Below are 22,938 nucleotides of genomic sequence, written 5' to 3' on the forward strand. Positions count from 1 at the left end.
ACTGCACATAGGACATTTTGTCCAATCCCGCGACCGCTCTTCATCGCGCAGGGGCATTTTCATTCCGGGCGATTTTGCCCTATGACCGACTCGTGCCGCCGCATCTTGTCTTGCGGAGGGCGCCAGCTCAAGGATTGTTACCATGGCTGCCGATACTGTGCCCACTACCGAGGTCGAACGCGACGCCCGCGCCCTCCACGACGACGGCAGCCACCGCATCGACCCTGCCGAGATCGCAATCGGCGTCGTCATCGGCCGCACCTCCGAATTCTTCGACTTCTTCGTTTATGCCATCGCGTCGGTGCTGGTGTTCCCAAAGCTGGTCTTCCCGCATCTCGATCCGCTGACGGGCACGCTCTGGTCGTTCGCGATCTTCGCCCTCGCCTTTGTGGCGCGCCCCGTCGGCACGATCATCTTCACCGCGATCGACCGCGCTTATGGCCGCGGCGCCAAGCTCACAATCGCGCTGTTCCTGCTCGGCGGCTCGACCGCTGCCATCGCTTTCGTCCCCAGCTATGAATCGGCCGGCATCGGCGCCGCGCTGCTTCTCGCGCTGTTCCGCATGGGACAGGGCGTAGCGCTCGGCGGGTCGTGGGACGGCCTCGCTTCGCTGCTCGCGATCAATGCGCCCGAAAACCGCCGCGGCTGGTACGCGATGATCCCGCAGCTCGGCGCGCCCCTCGGCCTGATCGTCGCCAGCCTGCTCTTCATGTTCCTGATCGCAGCGCTGCCGGCGGAGGATTTCCTCGCCTGGGGCTGGCGCTATCCCTTCTTCGTCGCCTTCGCTATCAACGTCGTCGCGCTCTTCGCGCGGCTGCGCATCGTCGTCACTCCCGAATATGCCGAGCTGTTCGAGAATCGTGCGCTTGAGCCCGCGCCGTTGCTCGAAACGGTGCGGTCGGAATGGAAGACGATCGTCGTCGGCACCTTCGCCCCGCTCGCCAGCTTCGCGATGTTCCACATGGTCACCGTATATCCGCTGTCGTGGGTGTTCCTGTTCACCGACGAAACCCCTGTGCGCTTTCTGATGATCGAGGCGATCGCTGCGGTGGTCGGTATCGGAGCGATCGTCGCGTCGGGCATTCTCGCCGATCGCATAGGTCGCCGCACCCTGCTCGGCGCTACCGCTGCCGCCATCGCGGCGTTCAGCGGTTTCGCGCCGCAGCTTCTCGACGCGGGTGAATTCGGCGAGGCGGCGTTCATGATCCTTGGGTTCGCGCTTCTCGGCCTGTCCTTCGGCCAGTCTTCGGGTGCGCTCTCGTCAAACTTCCAGCCACGCCACCGCTATACGGGTTCGGCCTTCACCTCCGACCTCGCATGGCTGTTCGGCGCTGGCTTCGCCCCGATGATCGCGCTGTGGCTGTCCAGCCAGTACGGGCTGATCGCAGCGGGCGGCTATCTCCTGTCAGGCGCGATCGTCACCCTTGTCGCGCTGTGGCTCAACCGCGAGCTCGCGAGCACGATCGACTGATCCGTCCCCCGGAAATGAAATTCAGCGCGAAGATCGAACTCCGGGGAATTAATCCTTATGTGTTCGTCAACGCCGCGCAGGCGCAGCGGATCAAGCCGGACTGGAAAAAGCCCCTCCCCGTTCTCGTCCAGGTGAACGGCCAGCCCGATCCCGCCTGGCGTGTGAATATGATGCCCACTGGTGACGGGAGCTTTTACCTCTATCTCGACGGGGTCGTCCGCAAGGCCTCGGGCACCAATGTCGGCGACACCGTCGAAGTGGCAGTCGCATTCGATTCCGATTATCAGAGCGGCCCGCAGGACGCCATGCTCCCGGAATTCGCGGCGCGGCTCGATGCAGATGCGGTGGCCAAGGCCCGCTGGGACAGCCTCACGCCCAGTCTCCGCAAGGAAGTCCTGCGCTATCTCGCCAATTTGAAATCGGACGAAGCACGGCATCGCAACATCGACCGCGCAATCGGTGTCCTCGGCGGTGCGAAAGCCCGCTTTCTGGCGCGCGACTGGAACTGAGGCCAGATCCTACGCAAAATCCTGCTCAAGATCTTTCAGGTGCGGGAATGAAGCCGGTCAGCGCGTCGATCACCTGCTGAGGCTGTTCTTCAGCGACCCAGTGACCCGAATCCGTGATGATCACCGTCTTCACATCGCGCGCCACGTTGCGCAGCAGAACGCCCATCGTCTCGCCCAACCCGCCCGTCGCACCAAGGCCAAGCACCGGAATACTCAGCGGCTGCTTGGCAAAGGCGCGATTGTCGATCTCGTCCTGTGCAAACGCGCGATAATATTCGAAGCCACCACGCAGCGCGCCGGGGCGTGCATAGGCGGCCGCGTAGAAGTCCTCCGATTCCGGGGTCAGCGCGCTGGTGTTCACTGCTTCGACACCGCGGAACCAGCGGATGAACTCGCTCTCCTGCCCCGTAATCAACATCTCGGGCAGGTCGCGGACGCCGAAGAAACGGAAATGCCAGGTCCGCGGCGTCGATGAAATCTCCTTCCACGGATCAATCCCAGGCAGCGGCACATCCATGACGACAAGCCTCGACACCTGATCGCGATATTGCGCGGCATAGGCATAAGCGACCATTCCGCCCATGTCGTGCCCCGCTACCGCGACGCGCGGCCCCAGCCCTAACGCGCCGATGAGTGCGCGGATGTCACGGGCGATATTCGCCTTTTCATATCCCGCCGCGGGCCGCGCGGTATCGCCCAGACCGCGAAGATCGGGCGCGATTACCGTATGTCCGCGCGCGACCAAGGCCGGCATCACATGCCGCCACATATAGGACGTCTCGCCCCAGCCGTGCAGCAGCACGACGGGCTCGCCGCGCCCCTCGGCGATCAGATAATGATATTGGACGCCATTCACCTCGATCTTACCGTCGCGGATCGCGCCTTGCGTGTGTGCGCTGGCGTCGGGTGATGCGATGGCGAGCGCACCGGGCTGGCAGGCAAAAAGGACGGCGGCGGCGAACAGGGCTTTGCGCATGGGAGGAACTTTCTGCAGCGATCGGAAGGCCTTGCGATATTCCAACCACAGGGATGGGTAATATTGTCCGAAAGCTCAGGTCCGACGCAGGGCCCCAAACGGCCGCATCGCCGATGGTACAATAGGTCGGCAATCTCTTGGGTCTGAACCTTTCCGTCCAAACGCCTAGTTTAAGCTTGGACGACTCATACTCAGATAAAAGGAAAACCTGTGCCCTCCCCCATTCGCATCCTGCTTCAGACTACCATCCCGCCGATCGAGGATGACTGGCATATCGGTCGCTTCTCGCTGCTCCGCGACTATCTGTCGGGCCTCACCGATGACGATGGGCAGCCCCTATGTGCCGTGACCGCGCGCGACCGCACCGCCCCCGGCGCGCCCGATCCCATCCTGTCGACGATCGACCAATCCGACTTTGACCAGCTCTGGCTTTTTGCGGTCGATGTCGGCGACGGCCTGACCAGCGAGGATTGCGAGGCGATCAGCCGGTTCAGGGAAAGTGGCCGCGGCCTGCTGGTAACGCGCGACCATATGGACCTCGGCAGTTCGGTCTGCACCTTGGGTGGCGTCGGAAACGCGCATTTTTTCCATAGCACGCGCCCCGAGCCCGACCCGAGCCGCCACGTCGCCGACGATCGCGAGACCGATTATATTCTCTGGCCCAACTATCATTCGGGCGCGAATGGCGATTTTCAGACGATCACGATCTCCGAGCCGCCACATTCCCTGCTCAGCGATCCCGACGCGGCCGATGGCCTGATCCGCTACCTACCGGCCCATCCGCACGAAGGCGCCGTTGGCGTTCCCGATGACGAGACGTCGGCGCGCGTCATTGCCACCGGGGTGAGCCAGGCCAGCGGCAATCGCTTCAACCTGGCCGTCGCGTTCGAGCCATCCGCCAGCGGCGGTCCGGCCCTCGCCCAGTCAACCTTCCACCATTTCGCGGACTATAATTGGAACCCCGCGATGGGCTGCCCCACCTTTGTCAGCGAAAAGCCCGGCCATTCGCTCGCCTCTTCGCCCGAGGCACAACGGTCTATCCGCCGATATGTCCGAAACCTCGCCATCTGGCTTGCCGGACGGCCCTTGTAACAGCCCGTTCGGGCGGCACCGGCTGCCCATCTTAAAAAGCCCATAACGAAACAGCCGTGGTTCGAACCCGAACCACGGCCGCCTTTTCAATCAGGGAAGCGATCGGCGATCAATAGTCCCAGACCGCCGGCACGGCACGAAACGCATCGCCCGCAACCGCCACATGATAGATGGACGGGAACGGCAGGTGCGTCGCGACGAATGCCTCGCGCGTCTCCGCGAACTCGCGCAATAGATTGACGCGGACGCGCTCGGATTCTTCCGGATCATGCTCGAAACCATTGTACCAGCCGGGCTGATCGAACCCGACCTGGAAGATGGCGTCGCCGACGAATGTCAGCCGCTCGCCGTCCGATGCGACGCGGACCATGCAATGGCCGGGCGTGTGGCCGCCGGTCAGTTCGGCAGTGACGCCCGGCGCCACCTCGACTTCCGTCTCAAAGGTCCGGATCTGGCTTGCATATTGTTCCATGAACCGCTTGGCCGTGCCGCGCAGCGCGTCGGGGAACCCTTCGGGCATCACGGTCTTCGAGAAATCGGGATTGTTCCAGAATTCGACTTCGGCCGCAGCGACATGCACGCGCAAGTCGGGGCGCATGCGCTCGTGCGTGCCGTCGATTGTCAGCCCGCCGATATGATCCATATGCATATGGGTGATGACGACGTCGGTGATAGAATCGAGGGGGATCCCGGCCGCTTCCAGCCGCTGCACCAGACGTCCGGCCTTTTCCAGTTTCAGGTTCGGATCCATGCCAAGCCCCGCGTCGACGAGGATCGTCTGCTCACCGCTGCGCACGACAAGGACGTTCAGAGGCCACTCGGCCACCCCTTGCGGCAGGAACTGTTCGTCGAGCCATGTGTCGAGGACGTCCGGAGCGACATTATGCGCGAGTACATGGGCCGGGATCGGCAGCACGCCGTCGCTGATCACCAGCACGTCGATGTCGCCGACCTGCAGCGCGTAGCGCGACGGCACCGGCTCGTCGAGGCGGGGGCGATCGGATTGCAATATTGTGTCGAGAGTCATGTCGGTCTCCTCTTGCTTTGCATATTGTGAGACCTGGATCGCGCTTTTGGGCGGCTGCCGATATCGTGCGCTCCGACAGGGCGGCGCCGTTTCAAGGGCAGGCAGACCTGCACCTTGAGATAGGTTCGATGCCGAAGCGACCGAACGCGCGACGCTAGATATTGAGGAGCGGCGCCCGGCGCCTACGCAATTTGCGCGACCGCCCATATCTGGCCCAAGGCTAAGTGCCCACCCAGATCGGCGGCAGTTGACGTGGCCAATCCAGCACGGCTTCAAGCTGGTATGCGAGCGCCAGGAGCAATCCTTCTCCGCCGATACGCGTCGCAAATTGAACACCGACGGGAAGCCCGTTGTCGCTGAACCCGACCGGCAGGCTGATTGCCGGCGTGCCTGCGAAATTGTCGATCCAGCAATAGCCGGCATAGTCGATCAGCGGATTTCGCTGATCGCCCCACGCAACATCGGGTCCAAAGACGCCAATCCGAGGAATCTCGGTGCCCAGCGTCGGGGTCATCCATATGTCGACCTCCTCGAGCCGCGCGAGATAGGCGGCGACCACGCCCTCCATCGCGGACCACGCAGCGGTGTAATGCGCGTCGCTCATCGCCTCCCCCGCGGCGATAAGCGTCGCCGAACGATGCTCGAGATCGTCTGCGCGCAATCCGATACCTATCTGTTGCGACAGCATGCCCAGGCGCCGCGCGAACATGCCCTCGGTAATGTCGCCGAGCAGCTCCATCGCGACAGGGCCGTCGAACGGCGGCGCGGCGTCGGACACTTTGTGGCCCAGCCGGTCCAGCAAGGCGATCGCTTCACCGAAAACGCGCGCGACGCTCGCATCGGACGCTGCGCCGGTGCGCATGATGCGGCTATAGGCGTGAACATGCAGCCGATGCTCGATCGGCCCGTTCACCGGCGCGATCGGCGGCAGGCATGCGGGGTCGTGCGTCTGCGTCGCCGCGAGCCACGCCGCGCTGTCGCGCACCGTGCGGCTGACGCAGCCGTTGACGGTCAGGTCGGTGATCGCGCGGAACGCCTCTTCGCCCGCATTGCGCCCGCGCGAGGGTTTGAGCCCGACGAGCCCGCAAGGCGCCGCGCCGTGGCGAATCGATCCGAGCCCGTCGCTGGCGTGCGCGACGGGCACGACTCCCGCCGCGACAGCCGCCGCGCCGCCGCCTGATGAGCCGCCGGGGGTATGGTCGACGTTCCACGGATTGCGCGTCGGGCCGACCAGTGGCGATTCGGTTACTGCGTTGAGCCCCAGCTCCGGCATCGACGAGCGCGCGATCGAGATCAGGCCGGCTTTTTCGATCGCCTGCGCATAGGGAGCATCGACCGGCGCGATGAAATCGCGAAGCGCCGCCGAACCGAAGGCGGCGGGCAGCCCCTTTTCAGGGAGCATGTCCTTGATCAGCGTCGGTATGCCCGCGAGCGGACCCGACCGCGGCGCGGCGGCTTGCTCTCGCGCGCGCTCGAAATTACGCCAGGCGATGAAGTTCAATTGCTGATTAGCCGCCTCGGCGCGTTCGATCGCCTGTTCGACCAAGGCGGGGGGCGTCGTGCGGCCGTCGGCGAGCGACGCCTGCATCGCGGTCATATCGGCGGGCGCCGCGTCGGCCGAGCCGGTCATCATCACATCGTCTCCTGCGAAGGGTGCGGGCGGATTGCACGCAACGTAGCGGCATAGGGCCGGGGCGCGAGCATCATCAGCACGGCCGAAAGAATGAGCGACGGCAGACTGACCACCGCGATTGCCTGCAACATGCCGCGCGGTCCGTCGATAAGCCCTGACAGCGCGCCGATCGCGAGCGGCGAAACGGCGAGCGCCAGAGCGTTGACGATGCCGAGCAGCGCGAGCACGCGGGAGCGCAGCGGTGGCGGCGCGAGATTCTGCAACACCCCGGGCATCAGCGAGGAGGCGGCGATGCCGAGCGCGCCCTGCACCCCGGCAACAAGATAGGCCTGAAAAGCCGAGGCCGTGAAGGGAAGCAGCACTGCAGGCAGCGGGGTCAGCGCAACGAAGATCGCCGCGACGCGTAGCGAGTCGAGCTCGGCATCGCCGCGCCGCAGCCGGAGCAGCGCAGGTGCGAGCAACACGCCGACAAGCGTCGCGACGGTGATCGCAGTGCCGAGCCCCACCCCCACGGTTGCCGGGTCGATCCCGAACGCCCGCGGCAAGGCAAGCGGGAACCACATCACCCCCGAAGTCATCGCGACGGCCATCGCGAAGATCGACCCGAAGACGCACGCGAGCGTACGCCAATGCGCGCGGGCATAGGGCAGAAAGTCACGCGACGCGCCCCAGTCCGCTTCGGCCCCGGGGTTCGCAGCCGTCATTTTTGCAACCGGCATCGTCAACACAAGCAGGAAGAAGAGCGGCCCGGGCAGCGCGATGATCATCATCGCAATCCGCCAATTGTCGACCCCGGCGAGCCAGGTCGGCAGCACATCCGGCGCCCCCGCGAGCCATTGCAGCAAGGCGCCACCAAACGCCATGCCGAGCCCCGCGCCGAGCAGCGAGCCGCCGTAAAAGATGAAGTTCGCGGTATTGCGCTGCCGCTCGGGGAACAAGTCGGGGATCAGCGCGAAAACGATCGGCGCGAGCCCCGCCTCGCCGATCGCGATACCGATCGTCGCCACGAACAGGCCACCGAAACTGTCCTGGAACGCGCTGAGCCCAGTCGCGAGCGACCAGCAGGCGACGCCGAGCGCAAGGATCAGGCGGCGGCCGAAGCGATCGGCGAGCCAGCCCATCGGATAACTCGCAGCGCTGGCGAATACAGCCATCCCCAGCCCCTGCAGCATACCGAGTTGCCAGTCGCTGAAACCCAGCGTGGTCTGTAGCGACGGCGCAATCAGGCTGAGCATCTGACGCACGACGAATGCGAAAAGCGTCGTCATCAGCAGCACGACAAGCCCGTACCAGGCCCACACTGCCGCGCGGGCAGATTCCCCATCGGAGACCTTTGCTATCGCGCCGCTCATGTCGCTCTCCCGATCCGTTTGCTCGACTCATTATAAACAAGTTGACTTTATTGTAAATGGAGTTGATGTAGAGCCAGACGACGGGACGGGACTCGACGCAAACGCCGCCCCAGCTTGGAGAAAATCGATGGCCTTCTCGGTTCGCGCGTCCCTGGAACAATTCACCCTGCCCCATCCGTCGGGGGAGGGTCAGTTCATGATCAGCGTCGCGGCGCCGGCGGTCCCCGCTATCGAAGCTGATGTGCCCATCCTCTATGTCGTCGACGGCGACATGCTATTCGGCCTCGCCGCAGAAACCGCGCGCGCGGTGTCCAGCGTAGCGGGTTTTCCCGCGCATTATGTCGTCGGCATCGGTTACGACGCCGATTACGCCGAATTCCTGAAGCGGCGCACCGCCGACCTGACCCCACCCATCGGCGCCGACGCGCTCGCCAGCCTTGGCGGAATCGGCGCGGCCATCGGCGGCGCGGCAGGTGGTGGCGCCGACGCCTTCCTCGCCTTTCTGGTCGATACGCTGCGACCGGCGATCGCGCAGCGCTACCCGCAAACGGCGGGGGGTTCGCATATTCTGTTCGGCCATTCGCTCGGCGGGCTGTTCGCTGCGCATGCGCTGCTCACCCGCCCCGATAGCTTCACTGCCTTCATCATCAGTAGCCCATCGCTGTGGTGGAACGATTTCGCGATCCTTGCCGCACTGCCGGCGTTCAAGGACAGCCTCGCCGCCCTGCCTGACCAACCGCGCATCTTCGTCGACGTAGGCGCGCGCGAGCAAGAGTTGCCAGCCAGCATTCCCCAGGGCCTCGGCGTGACGCTCGCGGAAGCACAGGCGCAGATCCGAAGCGCGCGTATGGTCGATGCCGCCCGCGAGTTTGCCGACGCGCTACGCGACGCGGGCGCCACCGCCCTGCACCACATTGCCTTCGCGCACGACGACCATGTGTCGGCGGCACCCGCCGCGATGTTGCACGGCATGCGCTTTGCACTTGGGCGAGACGACTGAACTTCGAACCATAAGATATTGATGAGGGGAATGATTATGCGACACCTGACCCAGGCCCTCTGCGGCACCGCCATGATGTTGGCGCTGGCCGTGCCGGCGATCGCGCAGGCCCGGGACGGCGAAGCGGGCACGGGCGAAGAGATCGTCGTCACCGCGCAAAAGCGCACCCAGTCGCTGATCGACGTCCCGCAATCGGTCTCGGTTGTGTTGGAAGCCACACTCGAAGCCCAAGGTGCAACCGGCTTCGCCGACTATCTGAAGAATGTGCCTAGCCTCCAGTTGGTCCAGGGCACACCAGGCCAGGGCCGGCTGGTGCTGCGCGGGATCAACACCGGCGGCGTCGCGTCGACCGTCGCAGTCTATCTCGATGAAACGCCCTTCGGGTCGAGCACCGGCCTTGCCAACGGCTCCGAACTCGCGGGTGATTTCGACAGCTTCGATATCGCGCGGATCGAAGTGCTCCGTGGCCCGCAAGGCACGCTATATGGAGCGAGTTCGCTAGGCGGCCTACTCAAATTCGTGACCAATGAACCGTCGACCGCGGGCTTCGAAACGAAGCTGCTGGGTGGCGCTGAGTTCACCGACGGCGGCGACGCCTCGTATCGCGGCGCGGCGATGATCAACATCCCCCTCGGCGACACGCTCGCTTTGCGCGCGTCGGGCTCGTATCGCAAACAGGGTGGCTATATCGACAGCATCGGCACTTCAGGGTCGAACGTTCGCAGCAACATCAATGATTTCGAAAATTACGGCGGCCGCGCCTCGCTGCTCTGGGAACCCGGCAACGGGACCAAAGTGCGGCTGAGTGCGCTGTTCCAGAACCTCTACGTCGACGCGCCGAGCATCGTCGAAGCCGATGCCGCGACCCTGAAGCCGCTCTATGGCGGGCTCACTCAGTCCGAGTATATCCCGACCTTCAGCGACGTGAAGTACCGGCTCTACAATGCGACAATCGACCATGATTTCGGCGGCGTGACGCTGACCTCGGCGACCAGCTATGGCCAACAACTCCAGTCGTTCCGAGCCGATTATACAGCCAATCTGTCGGCAGCGCTCGGCGGTTCCTACGTCTATTTCGACCAGCAGACCGAAAACCGCAAATGGACGCAGGAACTGCGCCTCTCCTCGAACGGCGGCGATCTTATCGAATGGCTGGTCGGCGGCTATTATACCCATGAAAAGGGCCGCATCTTCCAGAATCTCAAGACCGCAGTTCCGGGAACGCCAGGCGTGCTCAACCCGATCGACCTGCCCTTCGAGTTCGCGGTGTTCAACCTGGACTCTCGGTACGAGGAGGTCGCGGGCTTCGCAAATGCGACGCTGCACCTTTCGCCTTGGTTCGATATCGACCTCGGCGGACGCTACAGCCACAATAGCCAGCGCGCGACGCAGGCAACCGACGGAGTGTTGCTCGGGGCCGCGGTGATCGACGGGCTGCGCTCGTCGGACAATGTCTTCACCTGGTCGGTGGCTCCCAAGGTCAAGTTCGGACGGCAGGCGTCGCTCTATGCGCGCGTTGCCAAGGGGTATCGCCCCGGCGGCCCGAACGTCATCCCGATCGGCTCGCCGCCGGGCACGCCCACGACCTTTGAACCCGACACGGTCACCAGCTACGAGATCGGCTTCAAGGGCGACACCGCCGACCGCAGCGCGTCGATCGAGGCCGCAATCTATCATATCGACTGGAGCGACATCCAACTGGCGGCGGTAGTCAACGGCTTCGGGGTCAACGTCAACGGCGCAAGCGCCAAGGTCGACGGTGCGGAAATCGCCGCGACGCTGCGCCCCATCGCGGGCCTCACCGCATCGATCGGCGTCGCCTATAACGACGCGCGCCTCAGCGACGACACCGATCCGGTCGCCGTGGGCGCAGTCAAGGGCGACCCGCTACCCTTCACTCCCAGATATGCGATTAACGCCAACGCCGACTATCAATGGAATATGGGCGCGGACGTCAGTGCGTCTTTTGGCGCATCCATCCGCTCGGTTTCACGCCAGAGCGGCGGGTTCGACCCCGCCTATCTCGCAACCTTCGGCCATTTTCCGCGCGTCCGCGCCTATGAGGTGATCGACCTCCGCGCCGGGCTCGATTTCGGTCGCTATGCGCTAAATGCCTATGTCAGCAACCTGACCAATTCGGGCGGGATCACGTCGACGCAGGCGCTGCTCGGCGTCGCGGGGCTGCCGCGCAACCCGAATGGTGCGCTTGGCATCGGGGTGGTGCGGCCGCGTACCGTCGGCGTCAACGCGACCGTCAGTTTCTAAAGGCCGCTCGCCTATGCCCGTTCACGACGCTATCGACGACAACCGTATGACCTCGACGATCGCCAAACCCCGCCGCAGCCAAGCCGACCGCAGCGCCGCCACGCGAACCAAGGTGCTGGCGGCGGCGCGCGACGTGCTCTGCGCGCAGGGCTATTCGGGCGCGACGATGCACGCAATCCGCGATGCTGCAGGGATGAGCCTTGGCGCGATCCAGCACCAGTTTCCGACCAAAGCGAAGATCATGGCCGCGGTCGCCGCGGAATTCGCCGCCTATCGCACGCGCGTCTATACCGAAGCGATACGTGTGGGCGCGACGCCGCGGCAGTCGATGGAGAATCTGATCGACGCCAATTTCCGGATGGTCAGCCGCCCCGAGATGGCGGCAGTGCTTGAAATCCACCTCGCGCGGCGTAACGACCCCGACCTCGATCAGGAAGTCGGCCCCAGCACGCGCCGCTTCGACCGACGCGTCCGCCTGTGGGGCCACTTCATCCTCCACGCCGCCGGTATCGACAACGACAAGGCCTATCAGAGCCTGCAACTTCTCAACAACGCCGTTACGCGTGGCTTGACCGTCGAATATATACGCAACCCCGACATGGCTCTGATCGAGCGATCGGTAGAGGTCTGGAAGAGGCAGATGCTCGAACTGGTGTTCGGTCCTGAGTGATCGGCCGTCTGCGGCCCTTCTGACTTACAACGCAAGGGGCGAAAGCGGACATCCGTTCCAGGATTGGTCTTCCCTGTCTTTCAGGCGGTCGAATACGGCTTAAATTAGTCAACCGAGCCTTGGTCGTTGTTCGCGGCATATGTATCTTTCTGACCCGCCTATTTTATCTAGCTGCTGATCGATGAAGTTGTATAGACGGCTCATGAAGCCGCCGTTTGATCGAAAGCCGCCCGTTCCTAAACCGCAAGATCAGTTGGGGACGCAGGCCCACGAACCGCGCGGCATCGAATCTGTGCCTCGCTACCTTGTGATCAAACAGAGTATCTGCGACGCCGTCCGGGACGGTCGCCTGCGCCCCGGCGATCGCGTACCTTCGGAAGCAGAACTTGTTCAGCAGTTCGAAGTCTCGCGGATGACGGCGAACCGAGCTGTTCGCGAATTGCAGGCCGCAGGCGTCGTCGTACGACGCGCGGGAAGCGGTTCGTTCATTGCCGAACCGAGACCGATCGGGCAGATGATCGAGATCCGCAACATCGCTGAAGAAATCCGTCAGCGCGGTCATGCCTATCGCGCGCGCGTGATCCAGAACCGCGAAGAGCGCGCCAATGTTGAGACTGCGCCGCTGCTCGAGGTTTCGGTGGGGACCAAATTATTTCATTCGATCATCGTCCATCACGAGGCCGAATTCCCGATCCAGATCGAGGAGCGTTTCGTCCTCGCTTCGATCGCGCCGGAATATGGCTCGCTCGACTTCACCCGGATGACACCCAATGAATATCTGACGCGCATTGCGCCGCTCGAACGGGTGGAGCATCGCGTTTGCGCGACGATGCCCGACGAGCGGATACGCGGCATGCTGGGGCTGTCAGAGAGCGAACCGGTGCTCCAGATGACGCGCCGGACATGGAGCCGGTCCCGCCTCGTGTCCCATGCCTGGCTGACGCATCCCGGCACCCGCTTCGAGCTGTCGGCGGCTTTCTCGATCGACGATTGAAAACCATCAGCGGATTCGGGCGACCACAACCGGTTTGCGGCGGCGGCGCACCCAGCGAAAATCGCTGCGGCTGAAGCTTTTGAACAGCAGATAGAAGCCAGTTCCAGAGAGCCAGAGCGCGCCAAAGGCAACAAAGATGATCAACGGGTGATTGAAGCTCTTCCGGTTCAGATAGTCCATATTGTGGAGCATCCAGAAAAAGTCCCATGTCCGCCACGTATCGCCGCGCATGACGAGGAAACGCGCCGTGTCGAGCGAGATATAGGCGCTGCTATTTTCTGCATCGTCGAAATCGACGCGCCACATCGCGCCCTGGTGATCCCGCGACTCAAGGTTCGCCTTGGCAAGTACGCCGACCTCGCGGATCGGCGCGTCGTTCATCATTGCCGCGACCTCGCGGGCCATCGCCACGTCGACGCGAATATCCGCGCCGGTGGTCGCGTCGACAAGGCGGACGCCCTTGGCCGATCGGACCTCATAGACGGGACGGGAGCCAAGGTCGCGCAGCAGGACCCCCGTGACCGCCTCGCCGCGTGGCAGTGCCGCGACGTCGAAATAATCTCCCGCGGGCAACGGGTGCGCATGGCTCATTGCGCCGCCATGACCGCCAACCTCGTCCTTATCGAGGAGCGCCATCACCGAGCCGCTTAGGGCCCAGAGCAGGAACTGGAGTCCGAGGATCAGGCCGACCCATTTGTGGATGCGCCGAAAGAAAAGCGGCGTGAAACGTATCCTTTTCATGCCTTTTTCCTTTTGCGGCGTGGGAACGACCAGATCAGCAGCCAAGCTCCGGTCAGCGCCATGGCAAAGGCGCTCCATGTCGCGACCCGAAGTAGTGGATTGTTGACGTCGGTGCGCTCGTCATAGTCCATGATGTGAAGCATCCAGGCGACATCAAAGACACGCCACAACGCGTGGCGCCGCGAGATCAGTTCACCCGTCTGCGGCGACAGATAAAGCGTCGGACGGTTCCAGCCCTCGAACTCGACCTGCCAATAGGGCGGTTTGCGCGATTGCATTTCCTGCGGCGCCTTGGTCAGCAGGCGCACCGACACAATTTTGCCGTCGCCGGCGTAGATACGCCGCGCCTGTTCGCGAACCTGGGACTCGGTCAGCGCGGGCAGCGGCGCACCTGAGCGCGCATCGAACAACCGCGCCCCTTCCGGAGTTTCTGCTCGCCAGACGGGACGACCGAAGAAATGCTGCAAGCGAACTTCCGACGCACCGGGGGCGGACGCGACGATCCGCGACGGAGGCGCCAGACCCGCGAGATCGAATGGCTGGGTCACCGGCGCGCGCACAAGATGGTCGCCATGGATGGTGTCGATATGCACGACCACCATATAGAAGCCGGTTAGCGTCCACAGCAGAGCCTGGACGCCGACCACCAAAGCCAGCCATTTATGCGTTCGCCGGACGAACAGGGGCCAACGGATCGCCATACCGATACCCTCAGAAAGCCGTCCGGAAGCCGACGTAGAAACGCCGTCCGAGCAGGTCATAGGTCATCGTGTCGGTATTCGCATCGGTGAAGCTCTGGATATAGGGCGCCTTGCGGTCGAATAGATTGTCGACACCGAGCTGGAAACGCGTCTTCTCGTCAACCTCAAAGGCGACTTGGAGATTGTGGTAGAAGATGTTCGGCGTGCGATAGCCGATCTCTCCGGCCGAAGCGTTGAAGTCGGTCGCCTTGCCAATCCACTGCGTCGACCAGGTCGCGCTGATCCCGTCCTTTTCGGCGGTCAGCACGCCATAGCCGCGCCACTTCGGATAACCGCCGTTGCCGCCGCCGATGAAGCCGTCGAAGTCGATCGGCGCGCCACCCGGGAATGGCAGGACGACATATTTGTTGAGATAGGTGAGGTTGACGTCGAGCGAGATATTCACGCTGCCGATTCCTCCCCCATAGACCAATCCGAGATCGAGGCCGTTCATCTCCTCACGACCGGTGTTGATCGGCTGCGCGGATAGGAACGTGACCTCGCCGGTCAACGGGCTGCGCGTAAAATCATCGCAGAAGGGATGCGACAGGTTCGCACTGGCATAACAAATGGCAAGCTTCGTAGAGCCCGGAATCGCGCGGATCGCGTCCTTGATCTTTATGTCGAACCAGTCGGCGGTGAGCGACAGGCCCGGGATCAACGCTTTGGGCGTGATGACCGTGCCGACCGTCCAGGTAGTCGAACTCTCGGGCTTCAAATTCTCGTTGCCGCCAACGGTGGTGAGGATCGTGGTACCAAGCTGGACATAGTTCGCCGGCACGCCAGATGCCTGACAATTGGCGATCAGCCCTGCATTGCCGCTCGTCGAATAGCGCGAGCAGGGGTCGGTAGTCGTCAGATTACCTTCAGACACGCCGCCGAACAATTCCGGGACGTTCGGGATGCGAAAACCCGTGCCATAGGTGCCGCGCAGGCGGAAACTATTACTGATCATCCAGTCGAGGCTGGCCTTATAGTTCCAATCGCTGCCGAACAGGTCATAATCGGAATAGCGGACGGCGCCATCGAGCGTCAGCGCTTCGAAGAAGGGCTTGTCCGCCAGAATGGGTACCGACAGCTCAAGATAGGCTTCCTTGGCGACGCTCGCCCCCGCAATCGGGCTCTGCTGATTGGTGTTGGCGATACCCAGCACGGTGAGCGGATCGGGATCGCGCCAGCCCTTTTCCTTGCGATAGACGACACCCGCCGCGAATGACACGGGGCCCGCGGGCAGCTTGAACAGATCGCCGTTGAGATCGGCGGTGACCGTTGCCAGCTCATTTCCACCGCGGTCGCGCGACGTGAACAGGATATAGTCGAGAACTTCGGGGGTCAGGTCGCCGAACCCGAGATAGTCGGCGCAAGGTATCGTCGCACCGGCGGCAAGACTGCATTTGGTCGTGTCGAGCGTATTGGCCACTCGCTCTAGATTGGCGATGTTGGTCGAACCATCCACCGCAGTATTGCGCCCGAAAGCGCCCGCCACTTCCCAACCCCAGTTATTGGAGAGCTTGCCACGGAGGCCGAAGGTACCCTGCCAGGTATCGGTCTCCTGAAAGAACTGACGCGCGCCGGGTTCCGCGAGGCGACGCTGGACAAGGACGATATTCTGTCCCGTCGGGTTGGTCGGATTGCTCGCGGCGATCGAGAGATTGCGCAGCGTACCTGGTGTCGCGATCTGGTTCGACTTGCGGAACGTATAAAGAAACTCGGCGAACGCTTCGATATTGTCGGTGATATCATAGTCGGCGAAAAAGGCTGTGCTGACGCGCTCGACGGGACTGACCGCATTCAGGAACGGAGCCGAATTGAAGTTGTGCTTGGCGGCGCTGTAGGGTTCGAAGAAGTTGCCGTTACCGCCCAGCACTTGATTGAAGTTGATCTGCTGACCGTTCGGCAGCACCGCGCGCCCGCCGACCGTCGAGGCGCTGTTGACGCAACTCAACGCGCCGGGCGTCGTTTCCGCCAGCGAGCAAGGTGCGCGCGTCGCCATGTTGACCGCCTTGGTCTTCTGATAGGTGACCGCCGCCATGAAGCCGCCACGGTCGTTGCGAATGCCCCAGAGCAGGTCGGCGGTGAAGTCTGAGCCGTCGCCCTTTTCCGTGATCCCCTGCCGCACGCTGAGGCCGAGACCTTCATAGTCGGTGCGGGTCACGAGGTTGACGACACCCGACATCGCGTCCGCACCATATATCGCCGAGGCACCATCCTTGAGCACATCGGTCCTCGCAAGCGCCGCGACGGGTATCATGTTGAGGTCGGGCGACGAGTTCGCCCCGGTACCGCCTGCGACGAGGCGGCGGCCGTTGAGGAGAACAAGCGTGCGCTTGATGCCGAGGCCACGGAGGTTCACCTGCGCGGTGCCATAACCGTTGTTCGCCCAATAAGCGGAGCTTTGGTTACCCGCGAAGCCGGCGTTGGCGGGCAACCGCTGTAGCACGGTCTCAATGTTGACCAGTCCAGTATTCTCGATTTGCTGGGCGGACACCACCGTCGCCGGACCGACGCCGGCAAGATCCTGGCGCCGAATACGCGAGCCGGTCACGACGATGTCGCTTCCCAATTCGCTCGCCTCCGCCGCGGACGAGGGTGCCGCGGCATCCTGAGCGAAAGCCGGCGTTGCGATAGTTGCGACCACCGCGGCGCTCGCGAGCAATGATTTTCTGATCGACATGCGAAACCCCCTTTTTGGTTACGTGATGAACCTTAGAGAGCATCAATTGTATATACAGGTCAACAGAAATAATCCTGTAACTTCAATATGTTATATGATCAAGAAGAGGTTGCACCTGATATGGCTAATACGCATCCCGAAGGATTACCCCTCACATAAGGAGACATTTTTTTCCTTTAGGGGATGAATTGCGAACGGCACGGGTCGCCGCGGTCTAAATCCGAGTAATTTTATTACAAAAGCGTCGGTGAGCGTTCGCTGGGCGCCATGCCGGAACGAATCGGGCGAGAGCCCATCGCCTCCCCTGACGAAGCGGGCGTGCGATGTAGAAATCCAATGGATGTTCAATCAGGACGGACACACGTGATATCGGTCAGGCCGCCGACAATCGACCACCGCGAAGACTATGGCAGCCGGTTACGCAGTGTCTGCTCGACCTTGCGCGATCCCGCGAATCTCTAGAACCAGGCGCGGATACCCATCACGAAGCTGACGCCGCTGGCATCTTCGCCTGCTGCCCGCGCAAAGCGGGCCGTATCGCCAACCTTGCGCGCCCATTCGACGCCGACATAGGGCGCGAATTCCTTCACGACCTCATAGCGAAGACGAAGCCCTAGCTCGAGGTCGGAGAGGCCCGAACCGGTGCCGGTCTCGGGTACGTCCTGAAACGCGAAGTTGAGTTCGGCCATTGGCTGGAGGATAAGTTTCTGCGTGACGCGCTGATCATAATAGCCTTCGAGCCGGCCGAGGAGATCGCCCTTGATTGAGAGAAACAAGGCGCCCTCGACCTCGAACCAATAGGGTGCGAGCCCCTCGAAACCGATCGTCGCATAGGTGCGATCCGGGCCTGGCCCCAAATCTTGCCTGACACCCGCCTGTGCATTGAAATAGGGGCCAATTGCACGGCTGTAGAGCGCCTGCACCTCGGCGCCCTCGATGCCTTCGCCAAAGACACCTTCGCCTTCGCTTTTGATCGTGAGCCGATCAATGTCGCTGCCGTACCATGCCTCGCCGTCCCAGCGAAAACCATCGCGGCCCTTGCGCGCCTGATATTCGGCGAGGTTAAAGCTGATGAAGGCGATGGTCTGCGCGCCATTTTCCTTCATCATCTCGTGACGCGAATGCTCCATCTCGGCCGCTGGATAGATACGATCGGCATACCAGTCGTCCGGCGCCGCCGGGGCGGGAGCTTCGCCCGGCGGAAGATCGGTGCCGGAAGCGCCGGAGGCCGGCTCGGCCGCTGCGCCGACCCTTGGCGTGCAATGCCCCATCTTCGCATGCTCGGGCGGACAATCGGGGTCCACCGGCGCGGCCGCTGGTTCTTCCATTGTCGGCGCGGGTTTCGGGCTGTCCGCTTCGGCCGTGCAATGGCCCATCGCCGCATGCTCCGGGGGACAGGCAGATGTGCGTGCTTCTGCCTGATCCATCGCCATGCCGGACATCGACGAATGATCCATCGACTGCGCAGCCGCAGGAGACGCGAAGGCAAGCAATGCGGTGCCCGCGAAGAAAACTGGCGTCCGCATCATGCAGCCTCTCCCCGAGGGCGCACGCTTACGACGCGCATCATTCCTGCATGCATGTGATAAAGCATGTGGCAATGAAACGCCCAGTCGCCGATTGCGTCGGCAGTGAAATCGAAGCTAGCCGTGCCCCCCGGCTGGACAAGCACAGTGTGCTTGCGCGGCGAGTGATCGCCCTTGCCCGTGACAAGTTCGAAGAAATGCCCGTGCAGATGGATAGGGTGGCTCATCATCGAATCGTTGATGAGATTGATCCGGACCCGCTCGCCCTCGATGAAGGGGATCGGCTCATGGTGATCGGACATCTTCACCCCGTCGAAAGACCACATGAAGCGTTCCATATTGCCGGTAAGATGGATGTCGAGCGATCGCTCGGCAGCTCGCACGTCGGGATTGCGATCGAGAGCGACCAGGTCATGATAGGTCATAACCTTGTGACCCACATCCTCCAGCCCCTGCCCCGGCTCGCCCATACGGTCGACGGGCATCGGTGAGATCGTCTGGACGCTGGGATCGCGCTTCACCTGCGCAGCAACGCTGAAATCGCGCATGCTGTGCTGCATCCCACCCGCGCCATGTCCCATCGCGGCATGGTCCTGCGCCGCGCCGTCCGCGGGCGGCAGCTTGCAATGCCCCATCGCTGCGTGCTCGGCGGTGCATGCCGCATCGCCGGCCGTCATCGCACCCATTCCCATGTCCTTCATCGTCGCGAGCGGGCGCTCGCGAAGGGGCGGGACTTCGGCGGCCATGCCCGCACGCGGCGCCAGCGTAGCGCGTCCCATGCCCGAGCGGTCGTTGGCTTCGGCGACAAGCGTATAAGCCCGGTCCTCGACCGGGGTCACGATGACATCATAGGTTTCGGCGACCGCAATCTGGAACTCGTCGATCTCGGTCGGCACAACATTCAGGCCGTCAGCCTGCACGACGGTCATCCTGAGACCCGGGATGCGTATATTGAAGATCGTCATTGCCGAAGCGTTGACGATGCGCAGCCGCACGCGCTCGCCAGGATTGAAAAGCGCGGTCCAATTGTCGCGCGGGCCATAGCCATTGACGAGGAAGGTGTACGTCGATCCGTTAACATCGGCTACGTCAGTCGGATCCATCCGCATCGCGCCCCACTCGATGCGCTCTTTCAGCGATTGGTCTTTGCCCGAAAGCAGTCCCGACAGTGTTTGGCGCTGCATGTTGAAATGGCCGGGATTGACCTTCAGCTTGCGGAAGATCGCCTCTGGCGACAGCTGGCTATGATCGGACAGCACAACAACATGTTCGCGGTCATAACCAATGGGATCAGCTCCCGCTGGATCGATGACGATCGGTCCGTAGTGGCCGAGCTGCTCCTGCAGGCCCGAATGGCTGTGATACCAGTAGGTCCCCGACTGCACGACCGGAAATTCATAAACGAATTTCGAGCGCGGCTTGATGCCGGGGAAGCTGACGCCTGGAACGCCGTCCATATGAAACGGAAGAATCAGGCCGTGCCAGTGAATCGAGCTGTCCTCGTCGAGGTCGTTGACCACGGTGAGCTTCGCAGTCTGCCCTTCCTTGAGCCGCACCAGTGGCGCAGGCACCGTGCCGTTGATGCCAATCGCGCGGCTGAGCTTGCCGTCGATCCGCATCGTCTGCCGGGCGATGCGCAGGGTGATGTCATTGCCCGAAACGGTGGGCAGCGGCGCCGTGATGCCCTGCGACACCGGCTGAGCCCACGCCGGAAACCAGGATGCCGCGGCGGCGGCTGCTCCCCCGCCCAGAGCTGCGCTCACGAACCGACGCCTATCTACCTGCATATTCTTCCCGACCGTTTCCGAATGTTCATAATGCCATACGCAGGCACTAGGTCTGCCCCTCATCGACAGAATAAAAAAGTGCGGTCGAGCGTTTGAACGCTCAACCCTGATCGCGTTCGCCCGTTCCAGCAAGCAACGCCTTGAGACGGGTCCGTGCGCGATAGAGACGGGTTTCGATGGTCTTTTCGCTGACGTCCAGCATTGCCGCCGCTTCGGACTGGCTGACCTCGTCCATCCCGCGAAGGAGAAGCACTTCGCGCAATTTTTCCGGAAGTTGACCAACTGCGGCGCGAACCCTCGCCAGCTCCAGCCGATCGTTCACTTTTATGTCCGGCGCGGGAATATCGCTCGCTACATGATGCGCACTCTCAAGCGGCAGTGCGCGCGAGAAAAAGGACCGCACCTTTCGCCGGCGGCCCCAGTCACGACATTTGTTGAGAGCGACGCGCGATATCCAGATGCGGAACGAACGCTCGCCATCATAGCGGGCGAGCGCGGAGAATCCGGCAACGAAGGTTTCCTGCGTCAGGTCCATCGCCTCATCGGCGTCGCCGATATGTTTGACGATGAGCCGGTAGACCACAGCCTTGTAGCGACCCAGCAACTCACGATAGGCATCCTCGTGGCCCGCGCGCGCGCGCGCCACGAGCTGCTGGTCGCTATACGGCGATAGATCGGAGTTCACCGCGCATCGGCGGTCAGCGCCTTGACCACGCTCTTGTCGAACATGCGCGCCTGGTTATCATCAAGGATCGCCCGCATCGCGAAGAGATGCTGAAGCGTTTCCTTCTGCAACGTCCCCATGACGTCATGAGTATGATCGATGGCCTCAGTGACCCGCGGTCCATAGCCATGTTCGGCCTCGATCGCTTGCGCAAGCCGGATGTTGGCTGCGCGCATTTCGGTCTCGAGCGTCCGGCGCCGTTCGGCAAATTTGGTTTCGATCTGTTCGAGCTTCGCTTCCTGCACCGGCGTAAGATCCAGCTCGCTATGGAGAAGCGCGTGCAGTTCAGTTTCGCTGGCTTTCGGCGGATCCGACACGATGCGGCCAACGAACACGCCTGCAATGGCGGCGGCGAAAGCGATCAACCCGACGATGAACAAGCGGCGCGCGGACATCCTTACTGCGAGTCCAGCAAGGTCGAGGGCGCAAGCGCGCTGGCAGGCCCGAACGGACTGATGGGGCTAGCCGCGACTGCGGGTCCTGGGAAGGCGCTGCCAGCGACAACGCCGCCGCCCAGCGACACAAAGGCGGCCAAAGCCATCAGCCGGCCAATCGCGGCAGATTCGCGTCGGCGCGCCGCAAGGGCGCCGATAATGCGATCGTCCAGCGCGTCGAGCGACGCCGGCAACTCGAACCTGTCCAAAATGCGAAGCTCTTCGTCCATCGACCTGTCTCGCCAATTCTTGTCATTGTTTATACGCATGAGCGGCAATCACCCCTCACCGCTACATTCTTTTCCTTGCAGATGAGGGCTATGCGCCCGCCCTGCGTATTAACAGGACGGACACGCAATTGGAGTTTTTTATGTTCAAATCGCTTCTCCCCTCCGCGACAGCCGCTCTCGCGCTGCTCTTGATGCCGGGCGCCGCAAGTGCGCACACCCAGCTCATCGGTTCGACCCCCGCGGCCAATTCGACCGTTTCGAAAGTGACGTCCGTCAACCTGAAGTTCAACGAAAAGATAATCGCTTCGACTGTCAAAACTGAATTCGTCATGACCGGAATGCCCGGCATGGCCAATCACGCGCCAATGAAAATTCCCTATACGCCGGCGATGAGCAAAGACGGTAAGTCGATGACACTCGCGCTGAAGCGGGCGCTGGTGCCGGGAACCTACAAGGTCAAATGGTCGGCCGCGGGCGCCGACACCCACCGAATGGGTGGCGAATTCAGCTTCACCGTAAAGTAGGGCGGTGGGCGATCCCGCGCTGATCGGCATCAGGTTCGCCCTCGTTCCCTTGCCGAGGCCTGGTCTCATTGGCATGCTGTTCAAGAGACGACGAAATCACGTTGCAGTTTGAAAGTGGAGAGAGAATGCCGACGAACATTCCGCCGAGAGGCGACATCGCAGCCCGTGAGCGTCACCACACGCTCGATCTCATCGGGCTTCGCGCACACGCGACGACTGTTGGGCTCATTCAGCTGTGCGAGGAGTTGCTGAATGCGGGAGTTTTGAGCGTCGAAGGGCTCGACCGTATCAAGGAAGCCATCTTCACAGAGCTTACCGTCGGGAAGCGGGAACGCGTTGCGAGGCAATCCAATTTCGACGAAACATTACGTGACCGGATCGACGCGGTTTTCCCTTCTTTCGCCGGCGAACCCGCTCGCGAGCAGGTCGGTTCGATCGAAGATTTCGAGGACGCATTGAAAGAGTATCATGGAGCGTAATAGCTGCGAGCCATGGTCGGCGCTCGCCCGCCACCGCTAGTTTGCACACGGCTTCCCGATCAGGACAGGGGTTGCCAAAAATATATGCTA

Annotated in this window: 21 protein-coding genes; 9 read left to right on the top strand and 12 right to left on the bottom strand. The window is 62.6% G+C overall.

From position 1 onward, the window contains the following. Positions 1-142 precede the first annotated feature (142 nt). Both KEC45_RS10250 and KEC45_RS10255 read left to right on the top strand, forming a co-directional pair. Entirely contained in the window at positions 143-1,471 is a 1,329-nt protein-coding gene (locus tag KEC45_RS10250) for an MFS transporter (RefSeq protein WP_062179776.1), read from the top strand. Between the two features lie 14 nt (positions 1,472-1,485). Continuing rightward, positions 1,486-1,980 (top strand): YdeI/OmpD-associated family protein, encoded by a 495-nt coding sequence (locus KEC45_RS10255; RefSeq protein ID WP_062179773.1) that lies wholly within the window; start codon positions 1,486-1,488, stop codon positions 1,978-1,980. Between the two features lie 25 nt (positions 1,981-2,005). Here the strand turns inward: KEC45_RS10255 and KEC45_RS10260 are convergent, their stop codons facing one another. Continuing rightward, entirely contained in the window at positions 2,006-2,956 is a 951-nt protein-coding gene (locus tag KEC45_RS10260) for an alpha/beta fold hydrolase (protein WP_083435906.1), read from the bottom strand. A gap of 210 nt (positions 2,957-3,166) precedes the next feature. Between KEC45_RS10260 and KEC45_RS10265 the strand changes: the two genes are divergently transcribed. After that, positions 3,167-4,048: a hypothetical protein gene (locus KEC45_RS10265; protein WP_062179767.1), complete on the top strand. Its 882-nt coding sequence runs from the start codon at positions 3,167-3,169 to the stop codon at positions 4,046-4,048. Between the two features lie 109 nt (positions 4,049-4,157). On the opposite strand, the gene KEC45_RS10270 is transcribed toward KEC45_RS10265, so the two are convergent. The 3 genes from KEC45_RS10270 to KEC45_RS10280 form a co-directional block, all read right to left on the bottom strand. Continuing rightward, positions 4,158-5,075 (bottom strand): MBL fold metallo-hydrolase, encoded by a 918-nt coding sequence (locus tag KEC45_RS10270; RefSeq protein WP_062179764.1) that lies wholly within the window; start codon positions 5,073-5,075, stop codon positions 4,158-4,160. A 220-nt stretch (positions 5,076-5,295) separates the two neighbouring features. Next, complete coding sequence (locus KEC45_RS10275) at positions 5,296-6,708, bottom strand: amidase (RefSeq protein WP_062179761.1); 1,413 nt, start codon at positions 6,706-6,708, stop codon at positions 5,296-5,298. After that, complete coding sequence (locus KEC45_RS10280; RefSeq protein WP_062179758.1) at positions 6,708-8,060, bottom strand: MFS transporter; 1,353 nt, start codon at positions 8,058-8,060, stop codon at positions 6,708-6,710. The genes KEC45_RS10275 and KEC45_RS10280 overlap by 1 nt, the downstream gene beginning before the upstream one ends. 127 nt (positions 8,061-8,187) lie before the next feature. Between KEC45_RS10280 and KEC45_RS10285 the strand changes: the two genes are divergently transcribed. The 4 genes from KEC45_RS10285 (at position 8,188) to hutC (ending at position 12,989) form a co-directional block, all read left to right on the top strand. Next, entirely contained in the window at positions 8,188-9,060 is an 873-nt protein-coding gene (locus tag KEC45_RS10285) for an alpha/beta hydrolase (RefSeq protein ID WP_062179755.1), read from the top strand. A 36-nt stretch (positions 9,061-9,096) separates the two neighbouring features. Continuing rightward, positions 9,097-11,325 carry a TonB-dependent receptor gene (locus tag KEC45_RS10290; protein ID WP_202966788.1) on the top strand — a complete coding sequence of 743 codons (2,229 nt, stop codon included), beginning with the start codon at positions 9,097-9,099 and terminating at the stop codon, positions 11,323-11,325. A 13-nt stretch (positions 11,326-11,338) separates the two neighbouring features. Then, complete coding sequence (locus KEC45_RS10295; protein WP_062179750.1) at positions 11,339-11,995, top strand: TetR/AcrR family transcriptional regulator; 657 nt, start codon at positions 11,339-11,341, stop codon at positions 11,993-11,995. A gap of 292 nt (positions 11,996-12,287) precedes the next feature. Beyond that, on the top strand, positions 12,288-12,989 hold the full coding sequence (gene hutC, locus KEC45_RS10300; RefSeq protein WP_252172000.1) for a histidine utilization repressor: 702 nt from the start codon (positions 12,288-12,290) through the stop codon (positions 12,987-12,989). A 6-nt stretch (positions 12,990-12,995) separates the two neighbouring features. Here the strand turns inward: hutC and KEC45_RS10305 are convergent, their stop codons facing one another. From KEC45_RS10305 to KEC45_RS10340, 8 genes are all read right to left on the bottom strand, one after another. Then, a complete protein-coding gene (locus KEC45_RS10305) occupies positions 12,996-13,730 on the bottom strand; it encodes a PepSY domain-containing protein (RefSeq protein WP_062179743.1) in 735 nt (244 codons plus the stop codon). Then, the gene (locus KEC45_RS10310) at positions 13,727-14,431 is read right to left on the bottom strand and encodes a PepSY domain-containing protein (RefSeq protein WP_062179739.1); all 705 of its coding nucleotides are present in this window, start codon (positions 14,429-14,431) and stop codon (positions 13,727-13,729) included. Before KEC45_RS10310 ends, KEC45_RS10305 begins: the two co-directional genes overlap by 4 nt. Before the next feature lie 10 nt (positions 14,432-14,441). Next, positions 14,442-17,144, bottom strand: a complete 2,703-nt coding sequence (locus KEC45_RS10315) for a TonB-dependent receptor (RefSeq protein WP_252172001.1) — start codon at positions 17,142-17,144, stop codon at positions 14,442-14,444. 458 nt (positions 17,145-17,602) lie between these two features. Next, entirely contained in the window at positions 17,603-18,673 is a 1,071-nt protein-coding gene (locus KEC45_RS10320; RefSeq protein ID WP_062179732.1) for a copper resistance protein B, read from the bottom strand. After that, positions 18,670-20,457 carry a copper resistance system multicopper oxidase gene (locus KEC45_RS10325; protein ID WP_062179729.1) on the bottom strand — a complete coding sequence of 596 codons (1,788 nt, stop codon included), beginning with the start codon at positions 20,455-20,457 and terminating at the stop codon, positions 18,670-18,672. The genes KEC45_RS10320 and KEC45_RS10325 overlap by 4 nt, the downstream gene beginning before the upstream one ends. 100 nt (positions 20,458-20,557) lie before the next feature. Next, complete coding sequence (locus tag KEC45_RS10330; protein ID WP_252172002.1) at positions 20,558-21,142, bottom strand: RNA polymerase sigma factor; 585 nt, start codon at positions 21,140-21,142, stop codon at positions 20,558-20,560. Next, a complete protein-coding gene (locus tag KEC45_RS10335) occupies positions 21,139-21,576 on the bottom strand; it encodes a periplasmic heavy metal sensor (RefSeq protein WP_062179724.1) in 438 nt (145 codons plus the stop codon). The genes KEC45_RS10330 and KEC45_RS10335 overlap by 4 nt, the downstream gene beginning before the upstream one ends. Before the next feature lie 2 nt (positions 21,577-21,578). Next, positions 21,579-21,884, bottom strand: a complete 306-nt coding sequence (locus tag KEC45_RS10340; RefSeq protein WP_152682335.1) for a hypothetical protein — start codon at positions 21,882-21,884, stop codon at positions 21,579-21,581. A gap of 101 nt (positions 21,885-21,985) precedes the next feature. On the opposite strand from KEC45_RS10340, the gene copC reads away from it, so the two are divergent. Both copC and KEC45_RS10350 read left to right on the top strand, forming a co-directional pair. After that, a complete protein-coding gene (gene copC / locus KEC45_RS10345; protein WP_062179718.1) occupies positions 21,986-22,369 on the top strand; it encodes a copper homeostasis periplasmic binding protein CopC in 384 nt (127 codons plus the stop codon). 125 nt (positions 22,370-22,494) lie between these two features. After that, positions 22,495-22,848, top strand: coding sequence for a hypothetical protein (locus KEC45_RS10350; protein WP_062179716.1), 354 nt, complete (start codon positions 22,495-22,497; stop codon positions 22,846-22,848). The last annotated feature ends 90 nt before the right edge of the window (positions 22,849-22,938 follow it).

Source organism: Sphingopyxis sp. USTB-05, assembly GCF_023822045.1.
Taxonomy (GTDB): Bacteria; Pseudomonadota; Alphaproteobacteria; order Sphingomonadales; family Sphingomonadaceae; genus Sphingopyxis.

Coding starts and splice junctions, on each gene's coding strand:
- KEC45_RS10250 (WP_062179776.1), top strand. CDS start 143: ATGGCTGCCGATACTGTGCCCACTACCGAGGTCGAACGCGACGCCCGC.
- KEC45_RS10350 (WP_062179716.1), top strand. CDS start 22,495: ATGCCGACGAACATTCCGCCGAGAGGCGACATCGCAGCCCGTGAGCGT.
- KEC45_RS10315 (WP_252172001.1), bottom strand. CDS start 17,144: ATGTCGATCAGAAAATCATTGCTCGCGAGCGCCGCGGTGGTCGCAACT.
- KEC45_RS10335 (WP_062179724.1), bottom strand. CDS start 21,576: ATGTCCGCGCGCCGCTTGTTCATCGTCGGGTTGATCGCTTTCGCCGCC.
- copC (WP_062179718.1), top strand. CDS start 21,986: ATGTTCAAATCGCTTCTCCCCTCCGCGACAGCCGCTCTCGCGCTGCTC.
- KEC45_RS10290 (WP_202966788.1), top strand. CDS start 9,097: ATGCGACACCTGACCCAGGCCCTCTGCGGCACCGCCATGATGTTGGCG.
- KEC45_RS10260 (WP_083435906.1), bottom strand. CDS start 2,956: ATGCGCAAAGCCCTGTTCGCCGCCGCCGTCCTTTTTGCCTGCCAGCCC.
- KEC45_RS10295 (WP_062179750.1), top strand. CDS start 11,339: ATGCCCGTTCACGACGCTATCGACGACAACCGTATGACCTCGACGATC.
- KEC45_RS10255 (WP_062179773.1), top strand. CDS start 1,486: ATGAAATTCAGCGCGAAGATCGAACTCCGGGGAATTAATCCTTATGTG.
- KEC45_RS10275 (WP_062179761.1), bottom strand. CDS start 6,708: ATGATGACCGGCTCGGCCGACGCGGCGCCCGCCGATATGACCGCGATG.
- KEC45_RS10340 (WP_152682335.1), bottom strand. CDS start 21,884: ATGCGTATAAACAATGACAAGAATTGGCGAGACAGGTCGATGGACGAA.
- KEC45_RS10305 (WP_062179743.1), bottom strand. CDS start 13,730: ATGAAAAGGATACGTTTCACGCCGCTTTTCTTTCGGCGCATCCACAAA.
- KEC45_RS10310 (WP_062179739.1), bottom strand. CDS start 14,431: ATGGCGATCCGTTGGCCCCTGTTCGTCCGGCGAACGCATAAATGGCTG.
- KEC45_RS10325 (WP_062179729.1), bottom strand. CDS start 20,457: ATGCAGGTAGATAGGCGTCGGTTCGTGAGCGCAGCTCTGGGCGGGGGA.
- KEC45_RS10320 (WP_062179732.1), bottom strand. CDS start 18,673: ATGATGCGGACGCCAGTTTTCTTCGCGGGCACCGCATTGCTTGCCTTC.
- KEC45_RS10285 (WP_062179755.1), top strand. CDS start 8,188: ATGGCCTTCTCGGTTCGCGCGTCCCTGGAACAATTCACCCTGCCCCAT.
- KEC45_RS10280 (WP_062179758.1), bottom strand. CDS start 8,060: ATGAGCGGCGCGATAGCAAAGGTCTCCGATGGGGAATCTGCCCGCGCG.
- KEC45_RS10270 (WP_062179764.1), bottom strand. CDS start 5,075: ATGACTCTCGACACAATATTGCAATCCGATCGCCCCCGCCTCGACGAG.